The organism is Ruminococcus sp. HUN007 (genome assembly GCF_000712055.1).
In the GTDB taxonomy this organism is placed as follows: Bacteria; Bacillota; Clostridia; order Oscillospirales; family Ruminococcaceae; genus HUN007.
Window position 1 is genome coordinate 833,352 of record NZ_JOOA01000002.1, and the last position, 26,055, is coordinate 859,406.

The following is a 26,055-nucleotide window of genomic DNA, read 5'->3' on the forward strand; positions in this document are numbered from 1 at the left end:
CGCCTTACCTTTTCGCATATCCGTGTATCCACAGATTACATATATGTTTGGAATGGCGGTTTCTCTCAGCATAGCTCCAGTCCTCTGATTACTGATTCTATTACTGCCTCAGTCATCGGAAACTCGACAGTTACATCGTTTTTCCTGATCCGGATCACTTCAGTTGATGTGACCGGTTCCTGTCTGATTGTTTCTTTGTGAAGATTGATCTGAACTATTTCCGCCGCTTTGGCTGTCGGCAAAGATTCTATCATCTTCATCTGAAGCTTATGCTGCCAGTAGAAGAATGACTTTATGCTGACATTATTCTCCCGGCAACACGCTGTCTTGCTTATTCCGCTTTCGTTGCAGTTAACTACGATTTCCGTCCATTTCTGCGCTTTGAGATCGTTAGAGTATTTCGTTAATTTCGACTTCATTGCTATTTCCTCCATGTGCATATCTAAACTGACTTATTAGCCGTTTTTGATATTTTAGCATGGTTTCTAGCTCCTGTGAAGTCGGGTGATTATGATCGCTTACGCTATGTCGCTGACTGAGAAAATCTATACACACGTTAATGTGCAGGAGCTGCTGGAGGGTTATTAATAGGATATAGACATAAAGGAACCGCTGAGGGAGATAATCTCTCAGGGATTTCTATGTAAATTGTTTATTTATCAAAGTGTTCTATGAAAAAGCTCAATCCTAATTCCGTCAATACATATACATCTTTGAAATAATATCCTTTGTATTTAATGAATTTATTAGGCGTATAAAAAGTACCGTCTTCTTCCCAAGTAGCTCCAATTGTTTCATCATATTCTACGTTTTTATCAGAACTAACTACTGTGATAAATGTAACATGTTCTCTTGCAAATTTTAGAATATCTGTTTCATCAGCAATTTTTTCAGAAAGTTTAGAGTATAGAAAAGCTATCAACCATAAGCTGCTGAGCATTTTCTTGGGTGTTGATTTTAGAATATGTTCGATTGGTTCATTTTTAAACTCGATAAGGAACCATTCGTTTTCCTTATTAACACAAACGGCATCTACAGCAGATGGTTGATGATTATCTTTTAATTCTGCCAATTCACAACGTCTTTTTTTATTGAAATCTTTTGTATACTCATCAAGCTTAAGAACTTCCATATTGAATTTTTCATTAGTATACACAAGCTTATGGCCGTTAGAATCGTCTTCGGAAGCACTAATCATGTCGCTTAGGCAATCATTAAACTTAGAAGCATCCATCAAAGAGCGCTTTACAACATTACAAAACTTGATAAAGTAGTCATTCGTTATCTTCTTCATCAGAATCACCTCTTGTTAACTCATCGAGTTTCTTGTTCGCAAGCGTATACATTCCACTTTTGAGGCTCTTTTTCATCTTTGTAAGATTATCGGTGCTATCAGATATTGTAACACCTTTTTCATTTTGAACAGGAATATAATAGTTTCCTTTATCAGCAACCCCATACTTTTCCATATAATAAATCAACGATTCCAAGAATTGAGAACTATGTGTTACTAATAATATTGTTAAATCAAATGTCTTTTGAAGAATAACTATCAATTCAGCGTAAATAATCTGCCACTCAGAATGCAGATGTATTTCCGGTTCGTCAAGAATAAGAACATCTTTCCTTTTCAGTACACCGGTTTTAAGCATTCTTTCGATTAAGGCAAATGATTTTAAACCAGCTGAAATATTTCTAAAATCAAACTCTTTACCGTTTTCATCAGTATAAAAATATTTACCGTTACTGATCTTGGTATTTCCTCTATAAGCATGATTCAAAACATCTTCTACTATTTTCATGTCAGCTCTGTTTGTAACAGATTCAAGTATATTTGACATAGAATCTGCATTTATATCAGCCTGAGCTTTAACAATAGCATCAATAGTGCTTCTGTCCATAAGATTCATAAATCTCATAATATTCACGCGTTCAGGATTATTGAGCCAGTCAAGAACAAAAGGACTGTTAATATAATAAGCGGTATGCTGTATCAGTACGTTTAAATTATCGCATTTGCACCCGGATTTATAAAATACGATTTCATTTGAATTATTTTTTCTCGAATTTTCATCTTTAAAAATAGCGTTTATACTACATTTACCTGTAGAATTATCGTTTTTGATCTGCCCATTCATTACGCTATCGAAATTACGTAAAACTAACTCATTAATAACTTCCGAAATAGGTGCATTCAATGCCTCAACCAAGGGAGCAAGGCTATCCTGTGTAAGTTTAACATGACCAGGAAGCAAGATATGATCATCTATATATTTCTTTAATTCTTTTGCGGATATTTTCTCTCTGACAATAAAATCGGAAAAAGAGTCATCATTACGAAATGAATAACCACTATGACCCGTAAATGAAAATGCCTGAGAATATAGAAAACTTCTTATTTTATTTAATTTATTTTCAGATATTTTATTGTTCAAATCGTACAGGGCATTAAAGAAAGAAAACAAAGCCTTTCCAACTGTACTCTTTCCAGAATTATTATCACCACAAATGACAGTGATGCCGTCAAGTTTTATATTGGCCTCAGTTATTTTCCCGAAATTCTTAATCTTAAAAACCATAACATTCACTCCATTCATCGCAGTCAGATTCAGCTATTATATTTTACTATATATTTCTCATTGTGTCAATACATCAGATTAATTGCGCCATAATAGCCATACACTATTTTAGTTCGATTATACATAGTTAAGATAATAGCAAAAATAACTATTAAATAAGTAAATAAGGCATTTACCACGAAGGGCAAATGCCTTAAATTCTTGTTTATTACGTGCCGTTTACCGTCCAGAATCCAGCATATTTCAAATGAATACGAACTGAACGGAACAGCGTAAATACGAAATTTTGAATACTCCCAGTAGAGATAAAATTATCTCTTTGAGAACTGTGGTGCACGACGTGCAGCCTTGAGACCGTACTTCTTTCTTTCCTTCATTCTTGGGTCACGTGTGAGGAGACCTGCTGACTTGAGAGTTGCTCTGAGTTCAGGGTTGAAGAGAAGGAGTGCTCTTGAAAGGCCGTGTCTGATAGCACCAGCCTGACCTGTTACGCCGCCGCCTGCAACTGTGCAAACGATGTCGAACTTGCCAAGTGTTTCTGTGAGAGCCATTGGCTGACGAACGATGAGCTTAAGTGTTTCAAGGCCAAAGTAATCGTCGATGTCTCTGCCGTTGATTGTGATCTTGCCTGTACCGTTGTATACTCTAACTCTTGCTACAGAATGCTTTCTTCTGCCTGTTCCGTAGTAGTATTTTTCCTTTGATTCGTACATGTTAATTTGCTCCTTTCTTAGAATTCGTAAGCTTCTGGCTTCTGAGCTGCCTGCTTGTGTTCAGCACCCTTGTAAACTCTGAGACGAGTTAAAGCTGCTCTGCCGAGTGTGTTGTTAGGGAGCATGCCGTTTACTGCGATCATCATAGCCTTGTCAGCCTTGTTAGCCATAAGGTCCTTATAGCTTTCTGACTTAAGACCACCGATCCAGCCTGTGTGCCAGTAGAACTTCTTCTGTTCGAGCTTCTTACCTGTGAGGATAGCCTTGTCACAGTTGATGATGATTACGTGATCGCCACAGTCAACGTGTGGTGTATATGTTGGCTTGTGCTTACCTCTTAAAATGTGTGCAGCCTTAGCAGCAACTCTACCGAGCGGCTTGCCTTCTGCGTCTAAAATATACCACTTACGATTTACTTCGCCTGATTTAGCCATATAAGTTGACATATTCGATTCCTCCATCTGTTAATTTAGATATATTATAATAATTGCCGATAAACCAAATATCGCAAGAAGCCTTTAACGGCAATCATTCAGTATTATCGCAACACAACATTAATAATTATACATTGATTCTCCCGCTTTGTCAATCGTATTTTCACGATTTTTAATCTGTTTTTCTGTATTTTCACTGATTTATTCCGATTTATTGAATCCGCACATCTGATTTATGCAATATCATCATTATTCTTCAGATTTCTCTCCGTTTTATATTTACGGTTATATTTTTCTGTCCCCTGCTATTGAAAAACACAGTGCATTGTGCTATACTACTTATTAATGACCGCGTATCTGAACATATGATCGCGTCCGTAATGAAACACTGAATAAACGAAGGGAAAAAGAATGAAAAAAAAAGTTCTGTCAGTCCTCTGCTTTGCTTTTCTTGTATGCTCTTTAAGCAGCTGTTCGGCCGCTCACACAGGAGACTATTACAGGAACCGCATGAACAGTGCTGTAAAAGAGCGTTCCGAAATAAACAGTGATACTGATTATATAAAATACAAAGCCGATCTTTCTGCCGGAAGGCTTATCGACGGGCATTATTATGACTCGGGCTTTCCTGTCGATACAGATTTCTCCGATACATCTGATACTGAAGGATCTGCAGCCGTGTCATTTGCGCAGAACAGCATGCTGAATGTACGGTACTATCTTGATGAAGAACACAAAAATGAGATAGCTGACCCATATCATGGTTTTATTTATCTTGCTCCGGGTCAGTCACTTTACGCATCGGCTGAAAAGAAAAGCGGAAGTGCACCGGACAAATACACGTTCTCCGGCTTTCGCGTTTACAGTATAAAAAACGGAATCAAAACACTGGTCTCAGAAGGCTTCGACACGAAGGCAGGGCTTTTTTTCACTGCACCTGAAAACTGTTCCGGAACAGAATTCGCTGTGGAACCTACCGGTAAATATGAAAACAGGAAGCTTTCCCTTTCCGATTACTACACCGATGACACTTTTAACCACATAGATGCCGGCGGCGTCTGGAAGATAGGCGACAAGGAATTCAGCGCCGGCGAAGCGGAAACAGGACCATTCGGAATGTATTCCGTAAAATACGAATATGATGCTGAAAAGTACTTTTTCGTATCTGCCGAACCGAAGTACAGCCTGCAGAATGAAAGCAGCGTTGTATTCCGTCGTGCTTCGGCTTCCGACGATATTCAGGAGTATTCCGTAGAACTTCATCCGTACATAACCACTACACTTAAAGCACCGGCGACGAATGCACGTGCAGAAATAAACGGCGAATCAGCCGGATCTTTCACCAGGGGACAGGATATAGTACTGGATCACCTGAAATTCGGTGACGTGATCGTTCTCAAATGCAGCAAGAAAGATGTTCCTGAGTACGATAAGACTGTTCTGTCACTCGAAAAATCGGATGACAACTTCGCCACATATACATTCGTTGTAAAAGAACAGTCGGAAGACTTCACTTTCGACCCGGCTGATTATACATTTGAACACGGCAGCGTAACATTCAGCTATCTCGGTAATCCTATAACCGGAAAGATAAGTCTTGCTGCCGGCCGTCAGATCGAATACTGCGAAGACTCAGCTGACGAGGGATACTGGCTGCCGACCGGAAACAATGTTATAACCGTTTCCGAAGATCCGGAGGAGACACAGAAACAGATCGAAAAAATACGCTTTTATCAGAAGAAACTTGTTACTGTTACACTTCCGCAGCCTTCTGCAGGCGGAAGTATCACCTATAAAACCGAAGACAGGACACTTACCGGAAAAACCGAAAAGCTGCTTGCCGGTACTGAGATAACACTCATTCTTAAACCGTGGGCCGGCTGGGAAAGTGCCGTCGAAGGTGACACATTCACCGTCTCGGATGAATCGGATGAACAGACCGTTACTATTGAAGAAGTCAGCGCCAAGAATATTTTCAGGGAGATAAGCGAACACAGACCTAAACTGAAGGTCATCGCTGACAGACTCGTCGGTACTGACATGCAGTTCACAATAAGGACCTCTGATATCTCTGAAAACCAGCTCAGCCGCGACATCAAAAACAATGTTCTGCTCGAAGCGACAACCGGAACTGCTGACGGCATATATATTTCAGCTGACAACGGGAAGATCGCAAAGAGCCAGATCGTCAAGCTTCAGATCGTCAAAACCGATTCCGAAGGAAAAGAAACCACCGACATTATTTATCTGGGTGATGTTCCTTCAGAAAAGAAACTCGACATCTATCCGCAGACCGGGCAGAAAGAAAACGACGTTTTCTACAAGGATATCACGATCACAATATCCATCGCATTCAGACAGACCTACGAACCGAGAAATTTTGAAAATGCAGTACTGTCCCTTCAGTACGCTGATTCCTCGGATCATCAGGCTATCTCAGCAGGTGATGTGCTCGACCGTGACAGACTTGTCAGCGTGATTTTCAAGCCGGCCGAAGGGTTCTACATAACCGGAGACAACGTAAAGGATAACGTCTATACCGCACAGATGAAATACTCTGAATACCTGCAGGTCGCTGAAAAGATCGGCAAAAACTATCCGCGTAAAAAGATATATACCGTTGATCTCATCACCACCGACAAATACGGAAAAGTAACTTTCACGCTGAACGGCAAACCGGTAAGCGGAAAGACACAGGTAAAAGAGGACGATAAACTGGTGATGGACTATGTTATCGAAAACAAGGACTACATAATATACAAGGACTTTATTTCCGCGATGTACGATCTTCTGAGCAAGTCGCCGTACGAACGCAGTGAAACGATAACAATAACCGAAGATCTTGACGGTTCATCGATCAAACGTGAAGACTTTATCGAAGTACAGAAGAAGGAGAAATGACAATGAGGCGCCGTACCAGCATAAAGCATATATCACTGACCAGTGTTATGGTTGTAATTCTTGCGGTTCTTCTGTACATACTGTTCTTCTGCACATTTCCTGCATATCAGAACGCTTCCGAAAACGGAAGAATACTCGGCGAAGAAACCGGCCGTAAAGTCGGAGTGTACACGGGTTCTGTCAAAGGCATACAGAACGGTGTTGAACAAAGCCGGAACACTGAACACACCATAGCTGAAACTGCAGAGTCTCTGAAAAGAACAGCCGCAGCAGCCGGAAAGATGTGTCTTCTGTCACAGACCATTTCGGACAGTTCAGTACCGGAAAACGCAGAGAATGAAAGCAGCAAAGGAACAACAGCCGTTTTTACCGTTGATCTCGGGAACGCAGAAGTCACGGTAACGGGAGACACATCTCTGATACTCAGGATCCCGAACCCGGAATGCCATATTTACAGAAACTCAGACAACACGGAGGCGGCAGCGGCAAACGGTATCATAGATGAGAGCATCCGCCGTGAAGCAAGACAGACCGCACTTTCACGTACCGAAAAGCTGGCTGAAACAGTATGCGGAAAAAAATATATCTGTTCAGTTGAATTTACTGATCAGAAAGGCGGTGGTACAGGTGAGTAGAAAATTACCGGCAAGAAGAGCCGTAAAACGAAGAAGGATAAACTTTTCAGCTATAATTCTTGCAGTGCTCATAATACTTGCAGCAAGCCTTAACCTGGCTCTTTACAGGACTACCGTTGAAGAAAGCACGTCTGCCTTTGACAAAGCATACACTGAATCAAAAGAAGCGCAGACACCACTGACATATGAACAGTATTACCTGGCCGCACTGGAACAGTACAAAACCACAAATGATATCAGAACGGATATTACAGCAGACTACGGCAATGGGAAACTGGAAGTAATGAAAATATACGATACAGTTGCAATCCCCCAGACTGCTGAAGAAGACGGCGTAAGCTCACTGACACTTGTAATACCAGTAAACGGAGTGTACACAGCTGATCTTCAGCTTGCAGAATTCATCACTGACCAGCAGCGCAGAACAGTCATGGTACGCATTCCGTATCCTGAACTCAGTGATATTACAGTTGATTATGACAATGCAAAGCTTGTCGATGAATCAGGAATAGTCATAAGTGCCGGCAAGATGACCACACCTGAACTCGCGCACAGTGAGTTTGAGGAAAAAAGCATTGACGTACGTGAACTGATAAGCTCAAATAAAGTATTCAGTGAAAACGCCGCCGAAACAGTCCGACGGAAAATAACATCCGCTATAATGGCCCTCAACCCGTATGAAGACGTCATTACCGAAGTGGAATTCATAAACTGAAAAAGTCCTCTGACATCAGCAAAAATGTCAGAGGACTTATAGTAAACGAAAAATTCATTTTTCGTTTACTATTAGCCGATATGCAGGGAGCAAACGTAATTTGCGGATCTGCAAGGCAATATAAATAAATTAATTATAGTGAACGTAAAAATCTTTTTTGCGTTCACTATAATTTTTTAAACCACATTCACCTGACAGACTTTCATTGCTTCCAGTGCATTTCTGTGGCTTTCAGGAGTTACACCGGCGCAGCAGTTTTCATACACTGTTATGTCCGTTTCAGGTGAAAACGCTCTTATGAGCATTGCATTGCTTATAACGCATATATCTGTGCAGAGTCCGGTCATATAAACCCTGTCCGGTTTTAATTCTTTCATGAGTTCTGCCAGCTTTTCGGAACCGAATGTAACCTTTTCGATAATGCGTCCTTTTTTATAAGCCTTTGTCTCCTTAAGAGCATCGCATATCTCCCAGCCTTCAGTTCCCTTTATGCAGTGTTTCACAGGGAGCTTTTTTCCTTCAAGAGTGTCCATGTAGTCTTCATAGTGGGTGTCCTTCGTGAAGATCACATCGCCTTCAAATTCATTCACAGTTTTCACAACTGCCGGAACTATATTCACTGCTTCCTTTGTTCCGAGAGCACCGTCGATGAAATCATTCTGCATGTCGATTACAAGAAGTATCTTTTTCATTTTACATTTCCCTTCCCTTTTCAAGAAATACTGTGTTATATGTGTTCCGTAATGCCTGGCACTGAACCGGAACCGGTTTGTTTTTCTGATTACATTATACCACTTATACTGAACTTTATCAATTGCAGGCTAAGTCAGACGGGACTTTCTGACATCGGGACATAATTCGGATCACCGTACAGGCGAATTCCGGATCATACACTTTTGACTTTCGTTCTAATAATAGGTAATAAACAAATTTCTTTTTTGTTTAATTGGGCAAAAAAATATTGAAAACCTATTGCCTTTTTTTAAGAAAAGTGATATAATACAAATATCAACTTAGCATACTAATTTTTTATGTATGCTTTGTTACAAAGGAGGAATTTGTATGAAAACAATTATATCAGCTAAGAAAATGAACATTCCACAGGCTTTTGACGACTACGCAAAGGAGAGACTTGATTCAAGATTATCAAAGTTTTTCGGTGACGACGCTGACGCAAAGATCGTTATCTCTGAAGCAAGAGGTCAGATCGTTGTCGAACTTACTGTAAGATACAACAATATTATTTACAGATCAGAAAAGAGTGCCGTTGACAAGAACGATGCGCTGGATGCAGCTATCGACAAGATCATCAGACAGATCCGCAAGAATAAGACACGAGTAGAAAAGAAGCTCAAGGAAAATGCTTTTGCTGCTCCTTATGCTGAAGATGTCGAAGAACAGTACGATTTCGAGGTTGTTAAACATAAGAAATTCACAATGCGTCCTATGGACGTGGACGAAGCAATTCTTCAGATGAACCTTTTAGGCCACAGCTTCTTCATGTTCAGCAATGCACAGACCGGTTCCACAAATGTAGTTTACAAGAGAACTGACGGAAACTACGCTGTACTCGAACCTGAAGTTTAATGCCATACTCACAGCAATTAAGCTGTAATGATAAACTATCCCGAAAGGGAAACCTAAACAGAACAGGAAAGGCTGCCGCTTACCAGGCAGCCTTTCCTGTTTTTTTCACGCGGCGTTCACCTTAAACTATTGACACTGTCATATTGTTGTGTTAAAATGTTTTTAAAACAAAAACAAAAAAAGGTTCACGGAAATACTGACCTGATCAGCTGTATTCCGTACCGTAAAAAAGGAGACTGAAAAAATGAAAAAACTACTATCAAAATTCGACTACAATGCTCCGGTAATACTCACTTTTACCATTATAGCATTTGTCGTACAGCTTATCAGTTCGATCCCCGGCACACGACTGTTTCACAGCCTTTTCGTTGTTCAGCGCGGATCTCTTCTTAACCCGTTATTTTATTTAAGGCTGTTCACACACGTCATAGGACACGGCGGCTGGGCTCATTTCATGGGCAACTTCAGCTTTATTCTTATTCTCGGACCTATGCTTGAAGAAAAGTACGGCAGCAAGCGTCTGTTATTCATGATGGCAGTTACTGCTGTTCTTACCGCTGCTATCAACATTGTATTCTTCAATGTTGCCCTCTGCGGTGCAAGCGGTATCGTGTTCATGTTCATCCTTCTTGCTTCATGCGGAAACATTAAAGAAGGCAATATTCCTGTAACACTTATTCTTGCAGCAGCATTTTATCTTGGAAATGAAGTTATCAGTTCACTCGGTCATGACAATGTTTCACAGCTTTCACATATTCTCGGCGGTCTTATCGGTGCCGGTTTCGGTTTCCTGTTTGCGCCGAAGAAACAGAGCAGTTTCCAGTACTGATACGCTGACGGTCAGTGATCGCAGGACTGTGCTCCTGTATTCGTAAACACGCAGGCAATGACTATATAAAATCAGAATCGCTGTCCTTCACCTTTCAAACGGTGACGGACAGCGATTTTTTTACTGTACTATGCAAGAAACCATATATCGCGGCATTCAAACTCTCTTCCTTCAAGATAGGAAAGAACATTTTCCTCTGTAGTCTTCTTAAATAAAAGTCTGTATGCGCAGAGAGCCTGGTATTCAAATCCTGAGCGCTCATTGACATCTGCCCTGCCGTATTTCGTGTCACCTGCTATCGGACATCCTATAAACGCCATGTGAGCTCTTATCTGATGTGTACGTCCGGTAACGAGTTCGACTTCAGCAAGCACATGGCCTCCGAACGAAGGGTCTATCACCCTGTAACTTGTGATGATCTGTTTGCTTCCCTCAAATTCCTCTTTCATCACCGTTACTATATTGGTGGCGTTATCCTTTCTGTGCCAGGCTGTAATGGTAGCCTTCGGTTTATCAGGCAGCGCAGAAAGAAGACAGAGATATTTCTTTACAACACTGTTCTCTCTTATCTTTTTATTTATTTCCCTGAGTGCAGCTGCATTTTTGGCGCCGATAACTATTCCGGCAGTGTTTCTGTCCAGACGGTTACAAAGAGCCGGTGCAAACGAGTTTTCCGAAGCCGGATCGTATTCCCCGTGTTTGTAAAGATAATTCTTCAGCCGGTCAGCAAGAGTATCGGTATCATTTTTGCTGTCGCTGTGAACTATGACACCGGGCTTTTTATTAAGAAGTATAATATTTTCGTCCTCGTAGATAATATCTTCCTTTTTCAGGGATGATCCGCTGCGGAAAACCTGTTTTTTCTCGGTTTTCTGATTTCCGAGGAGTTCGTCATTAATAAATATTTTAAGTTCGTCCCCTGCTCTGAGTCTCGTGGATATTTCGCAGCGCTTCCCGTTTAACTTGATGTTTTTGGTACGTATTGCCTTGTACATAACGCTTTTCTGAAGTTCAGGAAAAGCTTTGAGTATGAACCTGTCGAGTCTCTGGTCAGCGTCATTGCTCTTTATAATAAACTGTTTCATATATCACCTTTTATATTTTGCAAATAATGTAATTCAAAGTATAACATATAACTGTTATATAGTCAACGATGGAGAAAAATATTTTATATATATTGTACATATATTTCAACACTATTATATTGACTATGTGCAATTTTTATGATATAATTATATTAATGAATTTACGGAAACTACGATACCCTAAGTAAGTACTGTCTGCCGCACCGGATACGCAGACTTTATTTCAAAACGTATCAGCGTTTCCTTTAACGGAGGTGAGAATCAATGAGTGTGAGAAAAAAATATCTGTCGTCAATGCAGCAGATATCCTGCAGTATACTGCGAATGAAAAAAAATGCATCTGGCAGAAAAATATACCGGTTCGGGATCAGTCCTTCATATTGCAGAAATAATGCGCAATGAAGGTGCCCGCAAAGTCATGATCGTTACGGACGAAAATGTTCTTGAAAACGGTATGACTTTCCGGTTCGAGGAACAGCTGGTCAGATATGATATAGAATTTACCCGTTTTACTGAAATATGCGGTAAGGCAGACATGGAATGTCTTGAAAAAGGAACGGAACTGTTTTTATCAGAAAACTGCGACACTATAATGGCCATAGGCGGAGGAACCGTCATCGACTGTGCCAAACTGATCGCACTTAAGGCCGCTAATCCGACCAAAAGCATGAACTATTTTCTTGACTACACATCCACACCTAAACGTGCTGTCCCGCTCTACGCGGCTCCTACAACACCCGGAAGCGGATCGGAAGTTTCGCTTGTCTCATTCTACACCGACCAGAAAGGCCGGAGATGCCCTGTCGTTTCATCAGAATTTGTTCCGCGGGCAGTTGCACTTGATCCGGATTTTCTCTATTCGCTTACCCCTGAAATGATCGCATGGTGCGGAATGAGCATTCTTACGCGCGCCATTGAATCGTATATCAGCACTTACTCGGAAAGATTCTACAGAGATACTGTCAACGCACCGAAAGCCTGCAGAATGGTTTTTGAAAATCTGTATGAAGCATGGCTTGATCCGGATAACATTACTGCCAGAATGAATCTTCTGAAAGCCTCATACTACTCCGGTATTTCATTCCGGCGTGCATCGGGCGGATACATTTCAGCTCTTGCAAACAGAATGACAGAACTCTATGGGATCCACTTCGGCAAAGCATGCTCGGTATTTCTTCCGGTGATCCTTGAAGAGTACATGCCGGAAATAATAAGCGACCTGGCTGCAATAGCCTACCACTGTGACTTTACAGATGACAGGAACACAGAAGTTGAGAATGCCTTCCGTATGATCGAACAGATAAGAGATCTTAATATGATGCTTGATCTTGACGATCACTTTGATGAACTTCGTGAAACAGATATAAGTACCATAGTAAAACGTACTCAGAGTGACACCCGTATATGCGGTTGCCCGAAGATATTTACAGATTCTGAACTGGAAGCTCTGCTTTTCAGTATAGCATACAAGCGCAAACCTTCCTAGGAAAACGCCGGGGAAATAAAAAATGCAGATCACGAGGATCTGCATTTTTTATTTTATTACTGATTTTTCTGTTATTCAGTCATCATACCGTTTTCATCGAAGTTTCTTTCAGCACCGTCGTACATGTACTTACCAGCTCTGATAACACCGTCATCGCCGAAGAAGTATACTGTTCCGTCGATGTTCTGGAATCCCTTCTGGAGAATACCGTCAGAGTTGAAGAAATACTTGTTGCCGTCAATTGTCTGGTAACCTGCAACACCGTGTCCGTCTGATGCGAAGTAATATTCATCACCGTTCATGCTGATCCAGCCCTGCTGTACAACACCGTTGCCGTCAAGATAGAATCTTCCTTCACCTGTACGAATATATCCTGTTACCTTATTACCTCTGTTATCGTTATTGTCCCAGCTGAAGTAATACTTATAACCGTCGATGTTTCTGAAGCCTCTGCACATCTTACCGTCGTTTTCGAAGAAGCATGTCTTGTTGTTGTATGAGCGCCAGCCCTTAGCCATTCTGCCTTCGTCATCGAAGAAATAATAGCTGTTGCCGATCTGCTTTTCTCCGCCTGTTAAGATTGTGTAGTCATCGTTTGTATAGTAAGTATTGTCACCTGACTGAGCAAAGCCCTTTGCAAGTGTAACACCATTGTCATCGAGGAAGTACTTCTTGCCGTCGATTTCGTTGAGACCCTTGAGCGGTTCGCCCTTGTCATTGAAGAACTGCTTGTGGCCATCAGGAACTGCCGGCTTTTCAGGTTCCTTGTTTTCAGCTGGTTTATCAGAAGGCTTGTCTTCCGGTTTATCTGCAGCCTTGCTTTCTGCCGCTGTAGTTACTGCTTCTGTAACAGCTTCGGTTGTAACAGCAGTTGTTGTTACTTCTGCAGACTGGTCAGGACAGCCGAATTCATCGAAGTTGTATAATGTGTCATCTACACGAAGTTCACCGCTTGCTGCGCTGAAGTCATCTGTAAAGTAATGAGTACCGTCGTCGAGGATCTTCCAGCCTCTTGCAAGCCTACCGTCTTCATCAGCGTAGTAGTTCTTTCCGTCTGCTTCAAACCAGCCGGTCTGCATTATACCGTCATTGTTGAAGTAGTAGTCATTGCCTTCGATATTCTGGAATCCTGTCATTGCCTGACCGTCATCTCTGAAGCAGTAAATATTTCCGTCAACAACTTTAAATCCGGTGAACATGCCGTAGTTTTCTTCATCGAAGTAGAATATCTGTGAACCGATCTTGTAAATACCGGTAGCAAGTGTTCCTTCCTTTGTAACATAAACGAGGTTATCTTCATATGTTGTCCAGCCCGGTGTGATTCCTCCGTTTGCGTCGAAGAAATACATCTTGCCGTCGATCTCATGAAGTCCCTGAACCTTTTCATGTGTCTCAGGATCAATATAGATCATTCTTCCGTCAATGCTGTTCCAGCCTGCGCTGTTTTCAGTTGAAACTGACTGCTGAGGACCGCCGCCTCCGCGTGACATCATAAATCCGATTACCGGAAGAGCTACGAGTACTGCAGCGCCGAATACGCAAACTGCAACTATCATCGGATCCTGTTTTTTCTTTTTGGTGCCCGGATTAAAATTAACGTTCTGCTTATTATTAGCTTTAGCTTTCTTTGCCAACTTTATCACCTCATGATTAATATTTTACAGTAAAATCAAAAAAATATCGTTCACTGTAATAATTACCGAAAACTTATGCTGAACACCCTTCATTCAATTATACCAGTATATTTTATCATATTATTATTTATTTTTCAAGTCTTTATCAGAAAAGTTTTTCATAAAGCGGATCAGAAAAGCTTTTTCTTGAAGAAAATGAACGCTATAATAAGACTCAGCACTATTGTAAAGATGATAACCAGAGCAAATCCGTGCGGATTCTGCGACAGCGGCATACTTGCCGGACTGAGATTCATTCCGTAGGCACTGAATATCATTGTAGGTATGGAAAGAACAATAGTGATAGTTGCAAGGATCTTCATAATAATATTAAGATTATTATTGATTATAGAGGCAAAAGCATCAGTCATTCCGCCAAGGATGCCGGAATAGATGTTTGACATCTCCATGGCCTGTTTGTTTTCAATAATAACGTCTTCGAGAAGATCCTGATCTTCAGGATATTTCTTCACAGCCTCTGTTTTGAGAAGCTTTTCAAGAACCATTTCGTTTGAACGAAGTGAAGTCGTAAAGTACATAAGGCTCTTTTCGAGTTCAAGCATTTCGATAAGTTCCTTGTTTTTGGTGGACTTGTGCATGTTTGTTTCAATATTTTCGCTCTGCCTGTTTATGTTGCGAAGATACTGAAGAAAGAGCGATGCATTCCTGTAAAGGATCTGAAGCACGAACCTTGTTTTCATGTGCGTATGGAAATTACGTATCTTCGACTGTGCAAATGCCTTGAGAACTTCCGTTTCTTCAAGACATACAGTGATGATCGCCTTTCTCGTAAGTATTATTGACATAGGTATCGTCACATAATACTGTTTCTCATTATGTGTTTCGACAGTAGGAACGTCAACGATTATCATAGTGTAAGCGTCTTCTATCTGAATACGTGAACGTTCCTCATCATCGAGGGCAGCACGGATATCGTCTGTCTCAATGCCGTTCTGCTGGGCTATCTCGATAAGTTCAGTTTCCGAAGGTGCTACAAGAGAAATCCAGCATCCTTCTTCCCATGAATCAACTGTACTGATCTTGCCGTCATAGGTCTTGTAGATCTGTTTCATAATAAATATGACACCCTTTCCGGATCCGGACAGACGGACCGTATGGGTCTGAAAAATCATCTGAACGGATCAGTTATATTGTAGTTATTACACCCAGGATCGCCGTCCATTAATTTTTCACCTTCTCTTTAAAATTATTCGGAAACGTCTGAAATACGTTCCCGGAACTTTCGGCTAACGGAAAATCCGTTCCGCTCACCGTATTATTATATTGTATCACACAGTTATGATTATTGCAATAATCAATCTTCAGAAGTCTGCAAGGAGTCTTGAAATGATCTCGTTTGACAAAAGAAAACCTTCGGCAGTAAGGCTTACAACTCCGTTTCTGCATTTCACGAGTCCCGTACCTGCAAGTTTTTCAGCCTGTTTCAGAACTGAAGGAGCTTCTTCCGGATAATTATTAAGATCAATACCTTCGGTAAGCCGGAGAGCAAGCATAGCTTTTTCAAAAAAGCCGCAGGGATGATCCTCATTGATGATCTCCTGCTGGTTCTTCTCTTTTATAAATTTACTGAGATCACGCGGGACCTCGTACCTTTTTCCGCCGAAGCACGAGTGTGCCGAAGGCCCTATGCCTATGTAGTCATCGCAGTGCCAGTACTTAAGATTATGTCTGCTTTCATATCCGGGACGTGAAAAGTTCGATATCTCATACTGATGATATCCTCTGTCCGCAAGCGTTTTCACCGAAAGCAGATAAAGCTCTGCAGTTTTTTCTTCATCAGGGACTTCAGAAGAGATCCCGTTTCTGAAATACTCCGTCCCCTGCTCGATCTTGAGCATATATGATGAAATATGATCGAGTTCAAGATCTGCCAGTGCGTTCACAGACTTCATAAGCGTTTCTTCAGTCTGTCCCTTTATTCCTGTCATAAGATCGCCTGAAATATTTGAAAATCCCGCTTTTCTCGCCAGTGAAACAGCTGTTTCGGCCTCACGGAAATTATGTATACGTCCAAGATCACGAAGTTCACTGTCAACAGCCGACTGGATGCCGAGTGAAAGACGGTTCACACCGGACTGCCTGATGCCGGCAAGTTTTTCTTCTCCGGCCGTTCCGGGATTAAGTTCCGCAGTGATCTCAGCACCGTCATCGAGGTTATGCTTAAGACTTTCCAGAACATCCCGGAAAAATGATACCGGCATGACTGAAGGCGTACCGCCTCCGAAATATACCGTATCGAAAACAATCTCCGGATATTTTTCAAGATAGTTCTGTATATTGCGTATGACCGCAGAGGTATACTGTCCGTACTCGCTTTCGCTGCATCCGGCAGCGGAATAGAAATCACAGTACGGACATTTTTTTATGCAGAACGGAACATGAATGTAAAGCCCGGTATTCACCATACATCATTGCGGTTATTCTTTGCAAGTCCGAAGAACAGACCGTCAGCCAGACGGCATACGAAATAAGCAGCGGCAAAGATGCCGAGACAAGCCAGATAATTATGTGTGCTTCTGAACACCATGATAACGGATATCAGAACAGCGGCCATTACAACGGTGCTGAAAATGGTTGAATCAAGGCCGTGAACTGAATGTCTTCCGCATTCCGGACACTTTCTTCCGGATGCAGTCATATTTCCTGCAAACATTTTTGAAAGGAAAGAATATGTCATCTTTCCGCAGTACGGGCATTTATACTTCATAATACTGTCTCTCCTTTTTATTCATCAAGTTTAAGAACACTCATGAATGCTTCCTGAGGTACTTCTACCGTACCGAGCTGACGCATTCTCTTTTTACCTTCCTTCTGTTTTTCAAGAAGTTTTTTCTTTCTGGTAATATCGCCGCCGTAACACTTGGCAAGAACGTCCTTTCTCATGGCCTTGATCGTCTCACGCGCAATGATCTTGCCGCCAATAGCAGCCTGGACCGGAACCTCGAAGAGCTGTCTTGGAATGTTTTCCTTGAGCTTTTCAACCATTTTTCTTGCACGCGCATAGGCGTTGTCAGCATGAACGATAAACGAAAGTGCGTCAACGTTGTCTCCGTTGAGAAGAATATCAAGCTTGACAAGCTTTGACGGCTGATAGCCGATAAGTTCGTAGTCAAATGAAGCATATCCGCGGGTTCTTGACTTCAGCGCATCGAAAAAGTCGTATACTATTTCGTTCAGCGGAAGCTCGTAGTGAATGTTTACACGGGTGTCGTCAAGATAATCCATGGTCTTGAACACACCGCGGCGGTCCTGACAGAGTTCCATGATATTTCCGACAAATTCCGAAGGTGCAAGTATTTCAGCTTTGACCATCGGTTCTTCTGCTGATGCAATAACCGCAGCATCCGGATAGTTGGTAGGATTGTCGATATACACGGTCTCACCGTTTGTAAGATTGATCTTGAATATAACTGACGGTGCAGTTGTGATAAGATCAAGATTGTACTCACGTTCAAGTCTTTCCTGAATGATCTCCATGTGTAAAAGTCCGAGGAATCCGCAGCGGAAGCCGAATCCGAGAGCGATGGAAGTCTCAGGTTCAAATGAGAGCGAAGCGTCATTGAGCTGAAGTTTTTCGAGTGCATCACGAAGATCGCCGTACTTGGCTCCGTCAGCAGGATAGATACCGGAGAACACCATAGGATTTACCTTACGGTAACCCGGAAGCGGTTCGTCACACGGTCTGTCACTGTTTGTAACAGTATCACCGACACGGGTGTCACTGATATTCTTGATCGAAGCTGCAATGTATCCTACTTCGCCTGCTTCAAGAAAATCCTTGTTGATATGGTTTACTGCGTCCATGAATCCGGCTTCGACTACTGTAAATTCAGCACCGGTAGCCATGAGCTTTATCCTGTCGCCTGTTCTTACAGTACCTTCCTTGACTCTTACGTAAATGATAACGCCCTTGTAGGAGTCGTAATAGCTGTCAAAAATAAGAGCTTTGAGCGGAGCTTCGGTATCTCCCTTCGGAGGCGGGACCTCCTTTACGATCTTTTCAAGCACTGCTTCAATATTGATTCCCATTTTTGCAGAAATACGCGGTGCATCCATTGCCGGTATTCCGATTATATTCTCAACTTCACTGCATACCCTTTCAGGATCCGCTGAAGGGAGGTCTATCTTGTTTACTACCGGAAGGACCTCAAGATCATGTTCTATTGCAAGATATGTGTTTGCAAGAGTCTGTGCCTCAATGCCCTGTGATGCATCAACGACGAGCACCGCACCTTCACAGGCAGCAAGCGAACGTGAAACTTCATAGTTGAAGTCAACATGACCTGGTGTATCGATAAGATTGAATGTGTACTCCTCACCGTCCTCAGCCGTGTAAAGAAGTCTTACAGCTCTGGCTTTAATGGTAATTCCGCGCTCACGCTCAATATCCATGTTGTCGAGCAGCTGTTCTTCCATGTCTCTTTCAGCAACGGTCTTCGTCTTCTCGAGTATTCTGTCTGCAAGAGTTGATTTTCCGTGATCTATGTGCGCTATAATGCAGAAATTTCTGATCTTGTTATTTGCCAAAAATGTTCCCTCCGTTAATTCATTATACAGTAAAGTAAAATTCGACGTATAAAGTAATTATACCATATGAGCATTTTAAAGTAAAGAAAAAATAGGGACTGTTAAAAAACTCTCATAAAAAGAAAAATCAGCACATCCTTACCCGCGAAGTTATTCGGGTAAGGATATGCTGATTCGGTTGTATTAAGGAAACGCTGATTTATTCATAAATCAGCGGGGGCTCCGGGGCGAAGCCCCGCAAATCCCATCTCCGGAAATCCGGCGAAGCCGGATTTCCGGTTTAATCAGTGATTCCTTAAAAAATTCTGATATATCAGCTCTTTGCTTTGGCTTCTTTCTTTACATCAGCCTTTTTCTTTGAAGAAGAGCCGTAAAGCTTTATCATTTCCTTGTTTACTGCAAGAACAACAGCTGCTGCAATGTAAACTGCAAAAATGACAGCGCAGAGAATGAATACTGTTGAGAATGAATCCTTTACTGCGTGCTTGATAACGCCTAATGTTGATGATGAAGCGTATGTAAGAATATTGTAAGCCTTTGGGAAAACCACTGTTCTGTAGTAGTCATCCGTAGTCTTTACTACGTCATTTGTAATATCGTCTATCATCGTATTGAGCTTTGAGATCTCTTCCTCAACCTTTGCCTTCTGGGCTGATGAATTAGCCTGTGTTGAAGCATTGAGTCTTTCGATCCTCTTGTTGTAAAGATTGATCTGCTGGGCAGTTGATGAAAGATCATTCTGTATAGACTGTCTCTTTTCAAAAAGATCATCGTATTCCTGTGATGTGATAGTGGCAGTCATATCATTCTGATTCTGTGTATCACCCTGTGAGAAGTACATTATAGTGTTCTTCTTGTAGTTGTTTATGGATTCATTTACTGATGCAAGTGTTTCATTGCATACTGTAAGATGTCTCTGGAGAGATTCAATCCTGAACATGTAATAGGTCAGAAGTGTTTCCTTGTCCTTTGTAACTGAGTTGATGCTTACATAGGAATCAATGGTGTCAAGATTTCTTTCTCTTATTGTTTCAATAGCTTCTGTAAGGTCAGCAAAGGTATAGCCTGTTTCGCTTGAACGGAAACGTGTTGTATCGTTGCTTGATACCTGAGTGATGTATGTTGAAAGCTTTGTAAGTGATGAATCAAAAACATCGATCGCTTCAGCATAGTCATAATCAATATAGTTGAAAGCATTGAGTGACTTGCTTAAAGACTTGTTGTATCCGTATGCATTGAAGAAGTGCTGGCTGTAGCACTTGAGCATATTGTTGATAAAATCAGCAGCCTGACTGTTTCCGAGTCCTGTAGCAGCATAGTCAAAATGTACTTTGTACTGTGTCGGATAGTATGTAGTCTCTGATACCGACTGAGTTGATGAAACTGACTGTTTGCCGTCAAAAAGGTTATTGCTTGAAGTTATTCTTGAGATCGCATTTTCCGGAATAACACCTTCAAATGTAATGTTTCTTCTGATAATATCTTTCTGATCAGCCGGAATGTTCATGTTCTTCATTACTTCATCAATGATCTCATCACCCTTGATGGAGTTTACGTAAAACTTGTTTCCGTTAGGGTCAAGTCCCTTTTCAACACCGTCATATGTAAAGCTTATTACAGCTGTAAGCTTCTGATATGCATCCTGCTTGACAACTGCCGTAGCCGAAACGACCACAAGTGACAGAACAACAGATACAATGATCCACAGTACAAGCAGTCTTTTCATCTGTGCAAGTATATCACCGAGTGTTACATTAAACTGTCCTTCACGTCTTCTGAGGTTTTTCCTCAGAGCTGCCCCCACACCGGCGACAATATTTTCTTCCATAACTTTCCTCCGTATACTTTTTTATAAATAGTATTTGGCAGGGGATATCCCCTGATCCCGTTAACAAACAGAACGTATTCATTATATCATACAATAAATATTTTGTAAAGTCCATCACAACTTCGTACTTGAATAAGTCGATATTATATGATAAAATAAATACATGGGGAGAAATTTTGTAGCCATTCACAAAAATGATACAAGGGAGGAATGACTTATGTTAGAAAAAGCGGTTTCCCGGACAGTAAAAAAATCTGCACTTCAGGAGATGAACAAGGAACTGAGCGAGTCTCTGCCGCATCTCCAGCTGAAAATAAAAGAGCAGAGCAGACCTGTCATACTGGTGTTTGAGGGCTGGGAGGCATCCGGAAAAGGCAGCGTGATCGCTTCGGTGATAAAATATCTTGACCCGCGCTTTTTCAGAGTATTCACTGTAGAAGCACCTGACAGTCAGGAAAAAAGATATCCGTTCCTTAAACGTCACTGGGAGATGATACCTGAAAAAGGCAAAATATCAGTGCTGGACAAAAGCTGGTATTCAGAGATCGCCTGCGCATTTCTTGAAGGAAAGATCTCAGAAGCCGAATACGACAGACGGATCATCTCAATAAGAAACTTTGAACGCCAGCTTTCAGATGACGGATATATCATCGTGAAGATCTTTCTCCAGATCGATGCCGATGAGCAGAAAAAGAGGATGAAAAAACTGAGTGATGATAAAAAAACGAAGTGGCGTGTAACCGAAAGCGACCGGTTTCAGAACAGAAACTACAGCAAATACTACCGCACCTATGATGACCTGCTTTCAATAACCGATTTTCCGTTTGCGCGCTGGAACGTAATCGACGCCAGAAGATCATCATTCACAAAACACATGGTTTATACCATAATCAATGAAACTGTTAACAACGCCATAAACAATGAAAACCGTTCCATTTCAAGATCATCACCTTTCAGACTGCTCGACATGCCTGCGCTGTCTGAAACTGAACTTGACGGAAAAGTTATCAGCACGGAACGCTATCCTGAACTTCTTAAGAAATATCAGAAAAAGCTTTCCGACATACACAATATACTATATAAAAAGGGTATTCCGCTCGTTCTGTGTTTTGAAGGCTGGGATGCTGCCGGAAAAGGCGGAGCTATCAAAAGGATCTCTGCCGCACTTGATCCGCGCGGATATGAAGCGATTCCGGTCTCGGCTCCTGACAAGTCGGAACTGGCACACCACTACCTGTGGCGCTTCTGGAGACGTATGCCGAAAAGCGGTCACATCGCGATATTTGACAGGACATGGTACGGCCGTGTAATGGTCGAAAAAATTGAGGGATTCACTGAAAAAAGCCGCTGTGACGCCGCATTCAATGAGATAAATGAATTTGAATACGAGCTTACCGGTTCGGGCGCTATAGTGATAAAATTCTGGCTTCACATTGATAAGGATGAACAGCTCAGACGATTCACTGAACGTCAGAACAATCCGGAAAAACAATGGAAGATCACTGACGAGGACTGGCGTAACCGCGACAAATGGGATCAGTACGAACTGGCCGTGGATGAAATGATATCAAAGACATCCACCACATTTGCTCCGTGGCATATCATCGAAGCCAACAACAAGCTGTACGCCAGACTCAAGGTCATAAACATTATTATTAAAACCGTTGAGGACCGTATCAGGAAATCACAGAACGGAAAATAAACACGCTGTCCGGAGCTGTTGATATTTCTTAAAGCCAGCATTTTTTAAGTTGCATTAAGCACTGGCTTTGTAGTATAATTTATAATGAGTGTGACCTCACACCCATTCCATACATTTCTATTTTATTAAATGCAGACTTATTGCAGAAAGGTTGATTTTCCAATGAAGAACAGAAAAATCTGGGGTCGCTTTCTTGCAGGTGCTCTGAGCCTCACTGTCGTCAGCAGTGCTATGGCTCCGTCACTTGTGGATGCAACTGCCGGAGATCCGCCTCCGGAGATCTGGGACGATGAAAGAGTGTTCCCTGATCCGGATTCATTCAGCTACGATGACGTGGAAGTAAACTTCGCCAAGGCACTCCAGTACGTGCTTTACTTCTATGACGCTGAAATGTGCGGAAAGGATGTAAACCCTAAAACAGGCGAAAAGCTCCGCCAGCTTGAATGGCGCGGTCAGTGCCACGTTGAGGACTATGCTATTCCGCTCCAGCCTGTTGATATGGAAGGCGCCGATGCCAAGTTCGGTACTAATCTCTCGCAGGAATTCATCGATGAATACCGTGACATTCTCGATCCTGACGGAGACGGAACTATCGACTGCGGCGGCGGTATGCACGATGCCGGTGACCATGTAAAATTCGGTCTTCCTGGTACATATGCTGCATCAACTCTCGGATGGGGTTACTACGAATTCAGAGACGCATACAAGGATACAGGAAATCAGGAACATATCGAAACCATTCTTCATCAGTTCAATGACTTCTACATGAAGGGTACATATCTTGATGAAGATGACAAGGTAGTTGCTTTCTGCTACCAGGTCGGTGAGGGTAACAACGACCACAACTACTGGTGTCCGCCGGAACTCCAGGACACAAAGATGCTCCTTAACTTCGCAAGACCGGCATACTTCGCAACAGTTGACACACCGGCTTCAGACATGTGTGCAGGCGCAGCTGCTTCACTCGCTATCAACTACCTCAACTTCAAGGACACAGAACCTGAATACGCTGAGGAAAGTCTTAAGAAAGCCATCGCTCTCTACGACTTCGCACGCGAGACCCACAAGGAAGCAGAAGACAGCAATGAAGTGCTCAGCCTTGGTTACGACGGCGGCTTCTACACTTCAAGCTACGACTACGATGAACTCGCATGGGCTGCTGTATGGCTCAACATCTGTACAGGCAAAAAGGAATACATCGATCACATCAACTCGGTCGATACTTCAGAAGTAACCGAAACAGGCGGTTACAAATATACCGGATATATCAAGAGGATCATGGAGACTACAGGTTCTACATGGCAGAATATCTGGGTACACTGCTGGGATACAGTATGGGGCGGTGTTTTCGCTAAACTCGCACCTATCACAAACAACGAACGTGACTGGTTCATTTTCAGATGGAACCTCGAATTCTGGTCAGGCGAACCGCACCTCAAGTGTGCAGGCCTTGCTGACGAGATCTGGAACATGGACTACCAGCACATCAAGGACGTTGATGTAAACGACAAAACATATATCAACATGTCACCTTCCAAGTTCTCCGTAGTAAACGAATACGGTTCATGCCGTTACAACACAGCCGCAGGTCTCTGCGCTGCCGTTTACAGAAAGGAAACTGCAAAGTTTGACGAGGAATACACAGGATTCACCGACTGGGCCGAAAGACAGATGGAATACATCATGGGCAAGAACCCGATGAACCGTCCGTACATCGTAGGTTACTCACCTACTGCAGCTTCACATCCTCACCACCGTGCAGCTCACGGCTCAACAACATTCAGCATGGATGATCCTATCGATCAGGCACATACACTCTGGGGTGCTCTCGTCGGCGGTCCTGACTCAACAGACTGGCACAGAGACATCACCAAGGACTACGTTTACAACGAAGTTGCCGTTGACTACAACGCAGGTATCGTCGGCGATCTTGCCGCACTTTACAAGTGGTACGGAACAAAGGACATGAAGCCTGATGAAAACTTCCCTCCGAAGGAACCTGCAAAGACAGACTTCTGGATCGAAGGCAACGTTGTACAGGAAAACGTTGAAAGAACTCAGGTAACTGTACGTGTACACAATGATACAACACAGCCGCCGAGATATCTTTACACTGAAAAGCTCAAGGCACGCTACTACTTTGACATCTCGGAACTCGTGGCCAAGGGTCAGAGCATAAAGGATGTAAGATCGGAAGTATACTACGATGAAGTTCAGTCAACTACTGACATGAAGGAAAGTGCAAAGGTATCACAGCCGATACATCTCAAAGACAATATTTACTACGTTGAAATGGACTGGACAGGAACTCTCTGGCACGGTTCAAGAGCTCTGCAGTTCGGTATTCTCGTAGGACAGGACGCTGAATACGAAAGCAACTGGGATGCCACAAACGACTACAGCCGTGAAGGTCTCAAAATGTCCGAGGAATTCGGTCCGACAGACAGAATTCCTGTTTACTTCGAAGATGAACTCGTTTACGGAACTCCGTACGGTGAAGAACCGAAGGAATTCCCTCCGATCAATCCTTCGGAAGCTCCTTCATCTGAGACTACAAAAACACCTGCTACAAAGACTCCTGCCACAAAGGAACCTACAGACAAGACTACAAAGCTTGTATACGGTGATATCAACGCCGATACAAAGGTCGACGTAACAGACATGTCACTTCTCAGCCTTTACCTCATCGGTGACCGCAAGCTTACAGGCGATCAGCTCAAGGCTGCAGACGTACTTACTGACTCTGCTGTAAATCTTACAGACCTTGCAACACTCAGACAGTATCTTTCAAAGAAGATAAAAACTATCGGACCTGAAAAATGATCGTCAGAATGATATGCACAGACCTCGACGGAACTCTGCTCCGGTCTGACAAGACCGTGAGCAGGTATTCCCTGGAGGTTCTGAAAAAAGCATCAGAAAAAGGCATTCTCATCGTACCGGTGACCGGAAGGCATCTCGGAGGCATTCCGAAAGAGATACTTGCTCAGGGTGTAAGATATGCAGTTTTTTTCAAACGGTGCAGGATTATATGATCTTTCTGCCGGAAAAATGCTTAGGGAAGAATGTATTCCGGACGGCATAATGGCTGAACTTATTCCCCTGTTTCCGGAACTCGATGTTATGTCCGATCTTTTCACAGCTGAAAACGCCTATACGGACAGCCGCTGTCTCGGTGTGCTGAATGACGTGGATGCTTCTGACGCAGTCAAAGCCTATATCAGAAACAGCAGAATACTGACTGACAGTATAACTGAGTTTTACACAATAAACAGGCCGGATGTTGAAAAGATCACCGTCAACTTCCGTAAAATAAACGGCGAATACAAAAAACCGTGAC

At 42.4% G+C, this 26,055-nt stretch carries 23 protein-coding genes; 10 read left to right on the forward strand and 13 right to left on the reverse strand.

The window, feature by feature from the left end; translation table 11 throughout:
• Positions 1-65: 65 nt before the first annotated feature.
• The 5 genes from CC97_RS18745 to rplM form a co-directional block, all read right to left on the reverse strand.
• Positions 66-419 (reverse strand): hypothetical protein, encoded by a 354-nt coding sequence (locus CC97_RS18745; RefSeq protein ID WP_049962765.1) that lies wholly within the window; start codon positions 417-419, stop codon positions 66-68.
• Positions 420-652: 233 nt separating this feature from the next.
• Positions 653-1,294: a hypothetical protein gene (locus CC97_RS07790; protein ID WP_044974505.1), complete on the reverse strand. Its 642-nt coding sequence runs from the start codon at positions 1,292-1,294 to the stop codon at positions 653-655.
• On the reverse strand, positions 1,275-2,579 hold the full coding sequence (locus CC97_RS07795) for an AAA family ATPase (RefSeq protein ID WP_044974506.1): 1,305 nt from the start codon (positions 2,577-2,579) through the stop codon (positions 1,275-1,277). Before CC97_RS07795 ends, CC97_RS07790 begins: the two co-directional genes overlap by 20 nt.
• A 311-nt stretch (positions 2,580-2,890) precedes the next feature.
• Positions 2,891-3,292, reverse strand: coding sequence for a 30S ribosomal protein S9 (gene rpsI, locus CC97_RS07800; RefSeq protein WP_044974507.1), 402 nt, complete (start codon positions 3,290-3,292; stop codon positions 2,891-2,893).
• 17 nt (positions 3,293-3,309) lie between these two features.
• The gene (gene rplM, locus CC97_RS07805) at positions 3,310-3,738 is read right to left on the reverse strand and encodes a 50S ribosomal protein L13 (RefSeq protein ID WP_044974508.1); all 429 of its coding nucleotides are present in this window, start codon (positions 3,736-3,738) and stop codon (positions 3,310-3,312) included.
• Between the two features lie 399 nt (positions 3,739-4,137).
• On the opposite strand from rplM, the gene CC97_RS07810 reads away from it, so the two are divergent.
• Genes CC97_RS07810 through CC97_RS07820 form a run of 3 tightly spaced genes read left to right on the forward strand, consistent with a single transcriptional unit; the run spans position 4,138 to position 7,977 of the window.
• Positions 4,138-6,627, forward strand: a complete 2,490-nt coding sequence (locus CC97_RS07810) for a hypothetical protein (protein ID WP_044974509.1) — start codon at positions 4,138-4,140, stop codon at positions 6,625-6,627.
• A gap of 2 nt (positions 6,628-6,629) precedes the next feature.
• Positions 6,630-7,262 (forward strand): hypothetical protein, encoded by a 633-nt coding sequence (locus CC97_RS07815; RefSeq protein ID WP_044974510.1) that lies wholly within the window; start codon positions 6,630-6,632, stop codon positions 7,260-7,262.
• Complete coding sequence (locus CC97_RS07820; protein WP_044974511.1) at positions 7,255-7,977, forward strand: hypothetical protein; 723 nt, start codon at positions 7,255-7,257, stop codon at positions 7,975-7,977. Before CC97_RS07815 ends, CC97_RS07820 begins: the two co-directional genes overlap by 8 nt.
• 176 nt (positions 7,978-8,153) lie before the next feature.
• Here CC97_RS07820 and CC97_RS07825 read toward each other — a convergent pair whose 3' ends face one another.
• Positions 8,154-8,669 (reverse strand): isochorismatase family cysteine hydrolase, encoded by a 516-nt coding sequence (locus CC97_RS07825; protein ID WP_044974512.1) that lies wholly within the window; start codon positions 8,667-8,669, stop codon positions 8,154-8,156.
• A gap of 370 nt (positions 8,670-9,039) precedes the next feature.
• Between CC97_RS07825 and raiA the strand changes: the two genes are divergently transcribed.
• Both raiA and CC97_RS07835 read left to right on the forward strand, forming a co-directional pair.
• The gene (raiA, locus tag CC97_RS07830; RefSeq protein ID WP_044974513.1) at positions 9,040-9,564 is read left to right on the forward strand and encodes a ribosome-associated translation inhibitor RaiA; all 525 of its coding nucleotides are present in this window, start codon (positions 9,040-9,042) and stop codon (positions 9,562-9,564) included.
• A gap of 244 nt (positions 9,565-9,808) precedes the next feature.
• Entirely contained in the window at positions 9,809-10,393 is a 585-nt protein-coding gene (locus CC97_RS07835) for a rhomboid family intramembrane serine protease (protein ID WP_044974514.1), read from the forward strand.
• A gap of 128 nt (positions 10,394-10,521) precedes the next feature.
• Here the strand turns inward: CC97_RS07835 and CC97_RS07840 are convergent, their stop codons facing one another.
• Positions 10,522-11,478 carry an RluA family pseudouridine synthase gene (locus CC97_RS07840; RefSeq protein WP_044974515.1) on the reverse strand — a complete coding sequence of 319 codons (957 nt, stop codon included), beginning with the start codon at positions 11,476-11,478 and terminating at the stop codon, positions 10,522-10,524.
• 334 nt (positions 11,479-11,812) lie between these two features.
• Between CC97_RS07840 and CC97_RS07845 the strand changes: the two genes are divergently transcribed.
• A complete protein-coding gene (locus CC97_RS07845) occupies positions 11,813-12,964 on the forward strand; it encodes an iron-containing alcohol dehydrogenase (RefSeq protein ID WP_044974516.1) in 1,152 nt (383 codons plus the stop codon).
• Between the two features lie 71 nt (positions 12,965-13,035).
• On the opposite strand, the gene CC97_RS07850 is transcribed toward CC97_RS07845, so the two are convergent.
• The 6 genes from CC97_RS07850 to CC97_RS07875 form a co-directional block, all read right to left on the reverse strand.
• The gene (locus CC97_RS07850; protein WP_044974517.1) at positions 13,036-14,598 is read right to left on the reverse strand and encodes a hypothetical protein; all 1,563 of its coding nucleotides are present in this window, start codon (positions 14,596-14,598) and stop codon (positions 13,036-13,038) included.
• A gap of 170 nt (positions 14,599-14,768) precedes the next feature.
• Entirely contained in the window at positions 14,769-15,710 is a 942-nt protein-coding gene (locus tag CC97_RS07855) for a magnesium transporter CorA family protein (RefSeq protein ID WP_044974518.1), read from the reverse strand.
• Positions 15,711-15,959: 249 nt separating this feature from the next.
• Entirely contained in the window at positions 15,960-17,063 is a 1,104-nt protein-coding gene (hemW, locus tag CC97_RS07860; protein ID WP_049962766.1) for a radical SAM family heme chaperone HemW, read from the reverse strand.
• Positions 17,057-17,365, reverse strand: a complete 309-nt coding sequence (locus CC97_RS07865) for a hypothetical protein (RefSeq protein ID WP_044974519.1) — start codon at positions 17,363-17,365, stop codon at positions 17,057-17,059. The genes hemW and CC97_RS07865 overlap by 7 nt, the downstream gene beginning before the upstream one ends.
• A 17-nt stretch (positions 17,366-17,382) precedes the next feature.
• Positions 17,383-19,185: a translation elongation factor 4 gene (lepA, locus tag CC97_RS07870; RefSeq protein ID WP_044974520.1), complete on the reverse strand. Its 1,803-nt coding sequence runs from the start codon at positions 19,183-19,185 to the stop codon at positions 17,383-17,385.
• Between the two features lie 313 nt (positions 19,186-19,498).
• Positions 19,499-21,013, reverse strand: coding sequence for a hypothetical protein (locus tag CC97_RS07875; protein ID WP_044974521.1), 1,515 nt, complete (start codon positions 21,011-21,013; stop codon positions 19,499-19,501).
• A gap of 217 nt (positions 21,014-21,230) precedes the next feature.
• On the opposite strand from CC97_RS07875, the gene pap reads away from it, so the two are divergent.
• From pap to CC97_RS07895, 4 genes are all read left to right on the forward strand, one after another.
• Positions 21,231-22,715 (forward strand): polyphosphate:AMP phosphotransferase, encoded by a 1,485-nt coding sequence (gene pap / locus CC97_RS07880; protein WP_044974522.1) that lies wholly within the window; start codon positions 21,231-21,233, stop codon positions 22,713-22,715.
• 162 nt (positions 22,716-22,877) lie between these two features.
• Positions 22,878-25,538 (forward strand): glycoside hydrolase family 9 protein, encoded by a 2,661-nt coding sequence (locus tag CC97_RS07885; protein ID WP_049962767.1) that lies wholly within the window; start codon positions 22,878-22,880, stop codon positions 25,536-25,538.
• Positions 25,535-25,750 carry an HAD hydrolase family protein gene (locus CC97_RS07890; RefSeq protein ID WP_044974523.1) on the forward strand — a complete coding sequence of 72 codons (216 nt, stop codon included), beginning with the start codon at positions 25,535-25,537 and terminating at the stop codon, positions 25,748-25,750. Before CC97_RS07885 ends, CC97_RS07890 begins: the two co-directional genes overlap by 4 nt.
• Positions 25,716-26,054 (forward strand): hypothetical protein, encoded by a 339-nt coding sequence (locus tag CC97_RS07895; protein ID WP_044974524.1) that lies wholly within the window; start codon positions 25,716-25,718, stop codon positions 26,052-26,054. The genes CC97_RS07890 and CC97_RS07895 overlap by 35 nt, the downstream gene beginning before the upstream one ends.
• Position 26,055 lies beyond the last annotated feature (1 nt).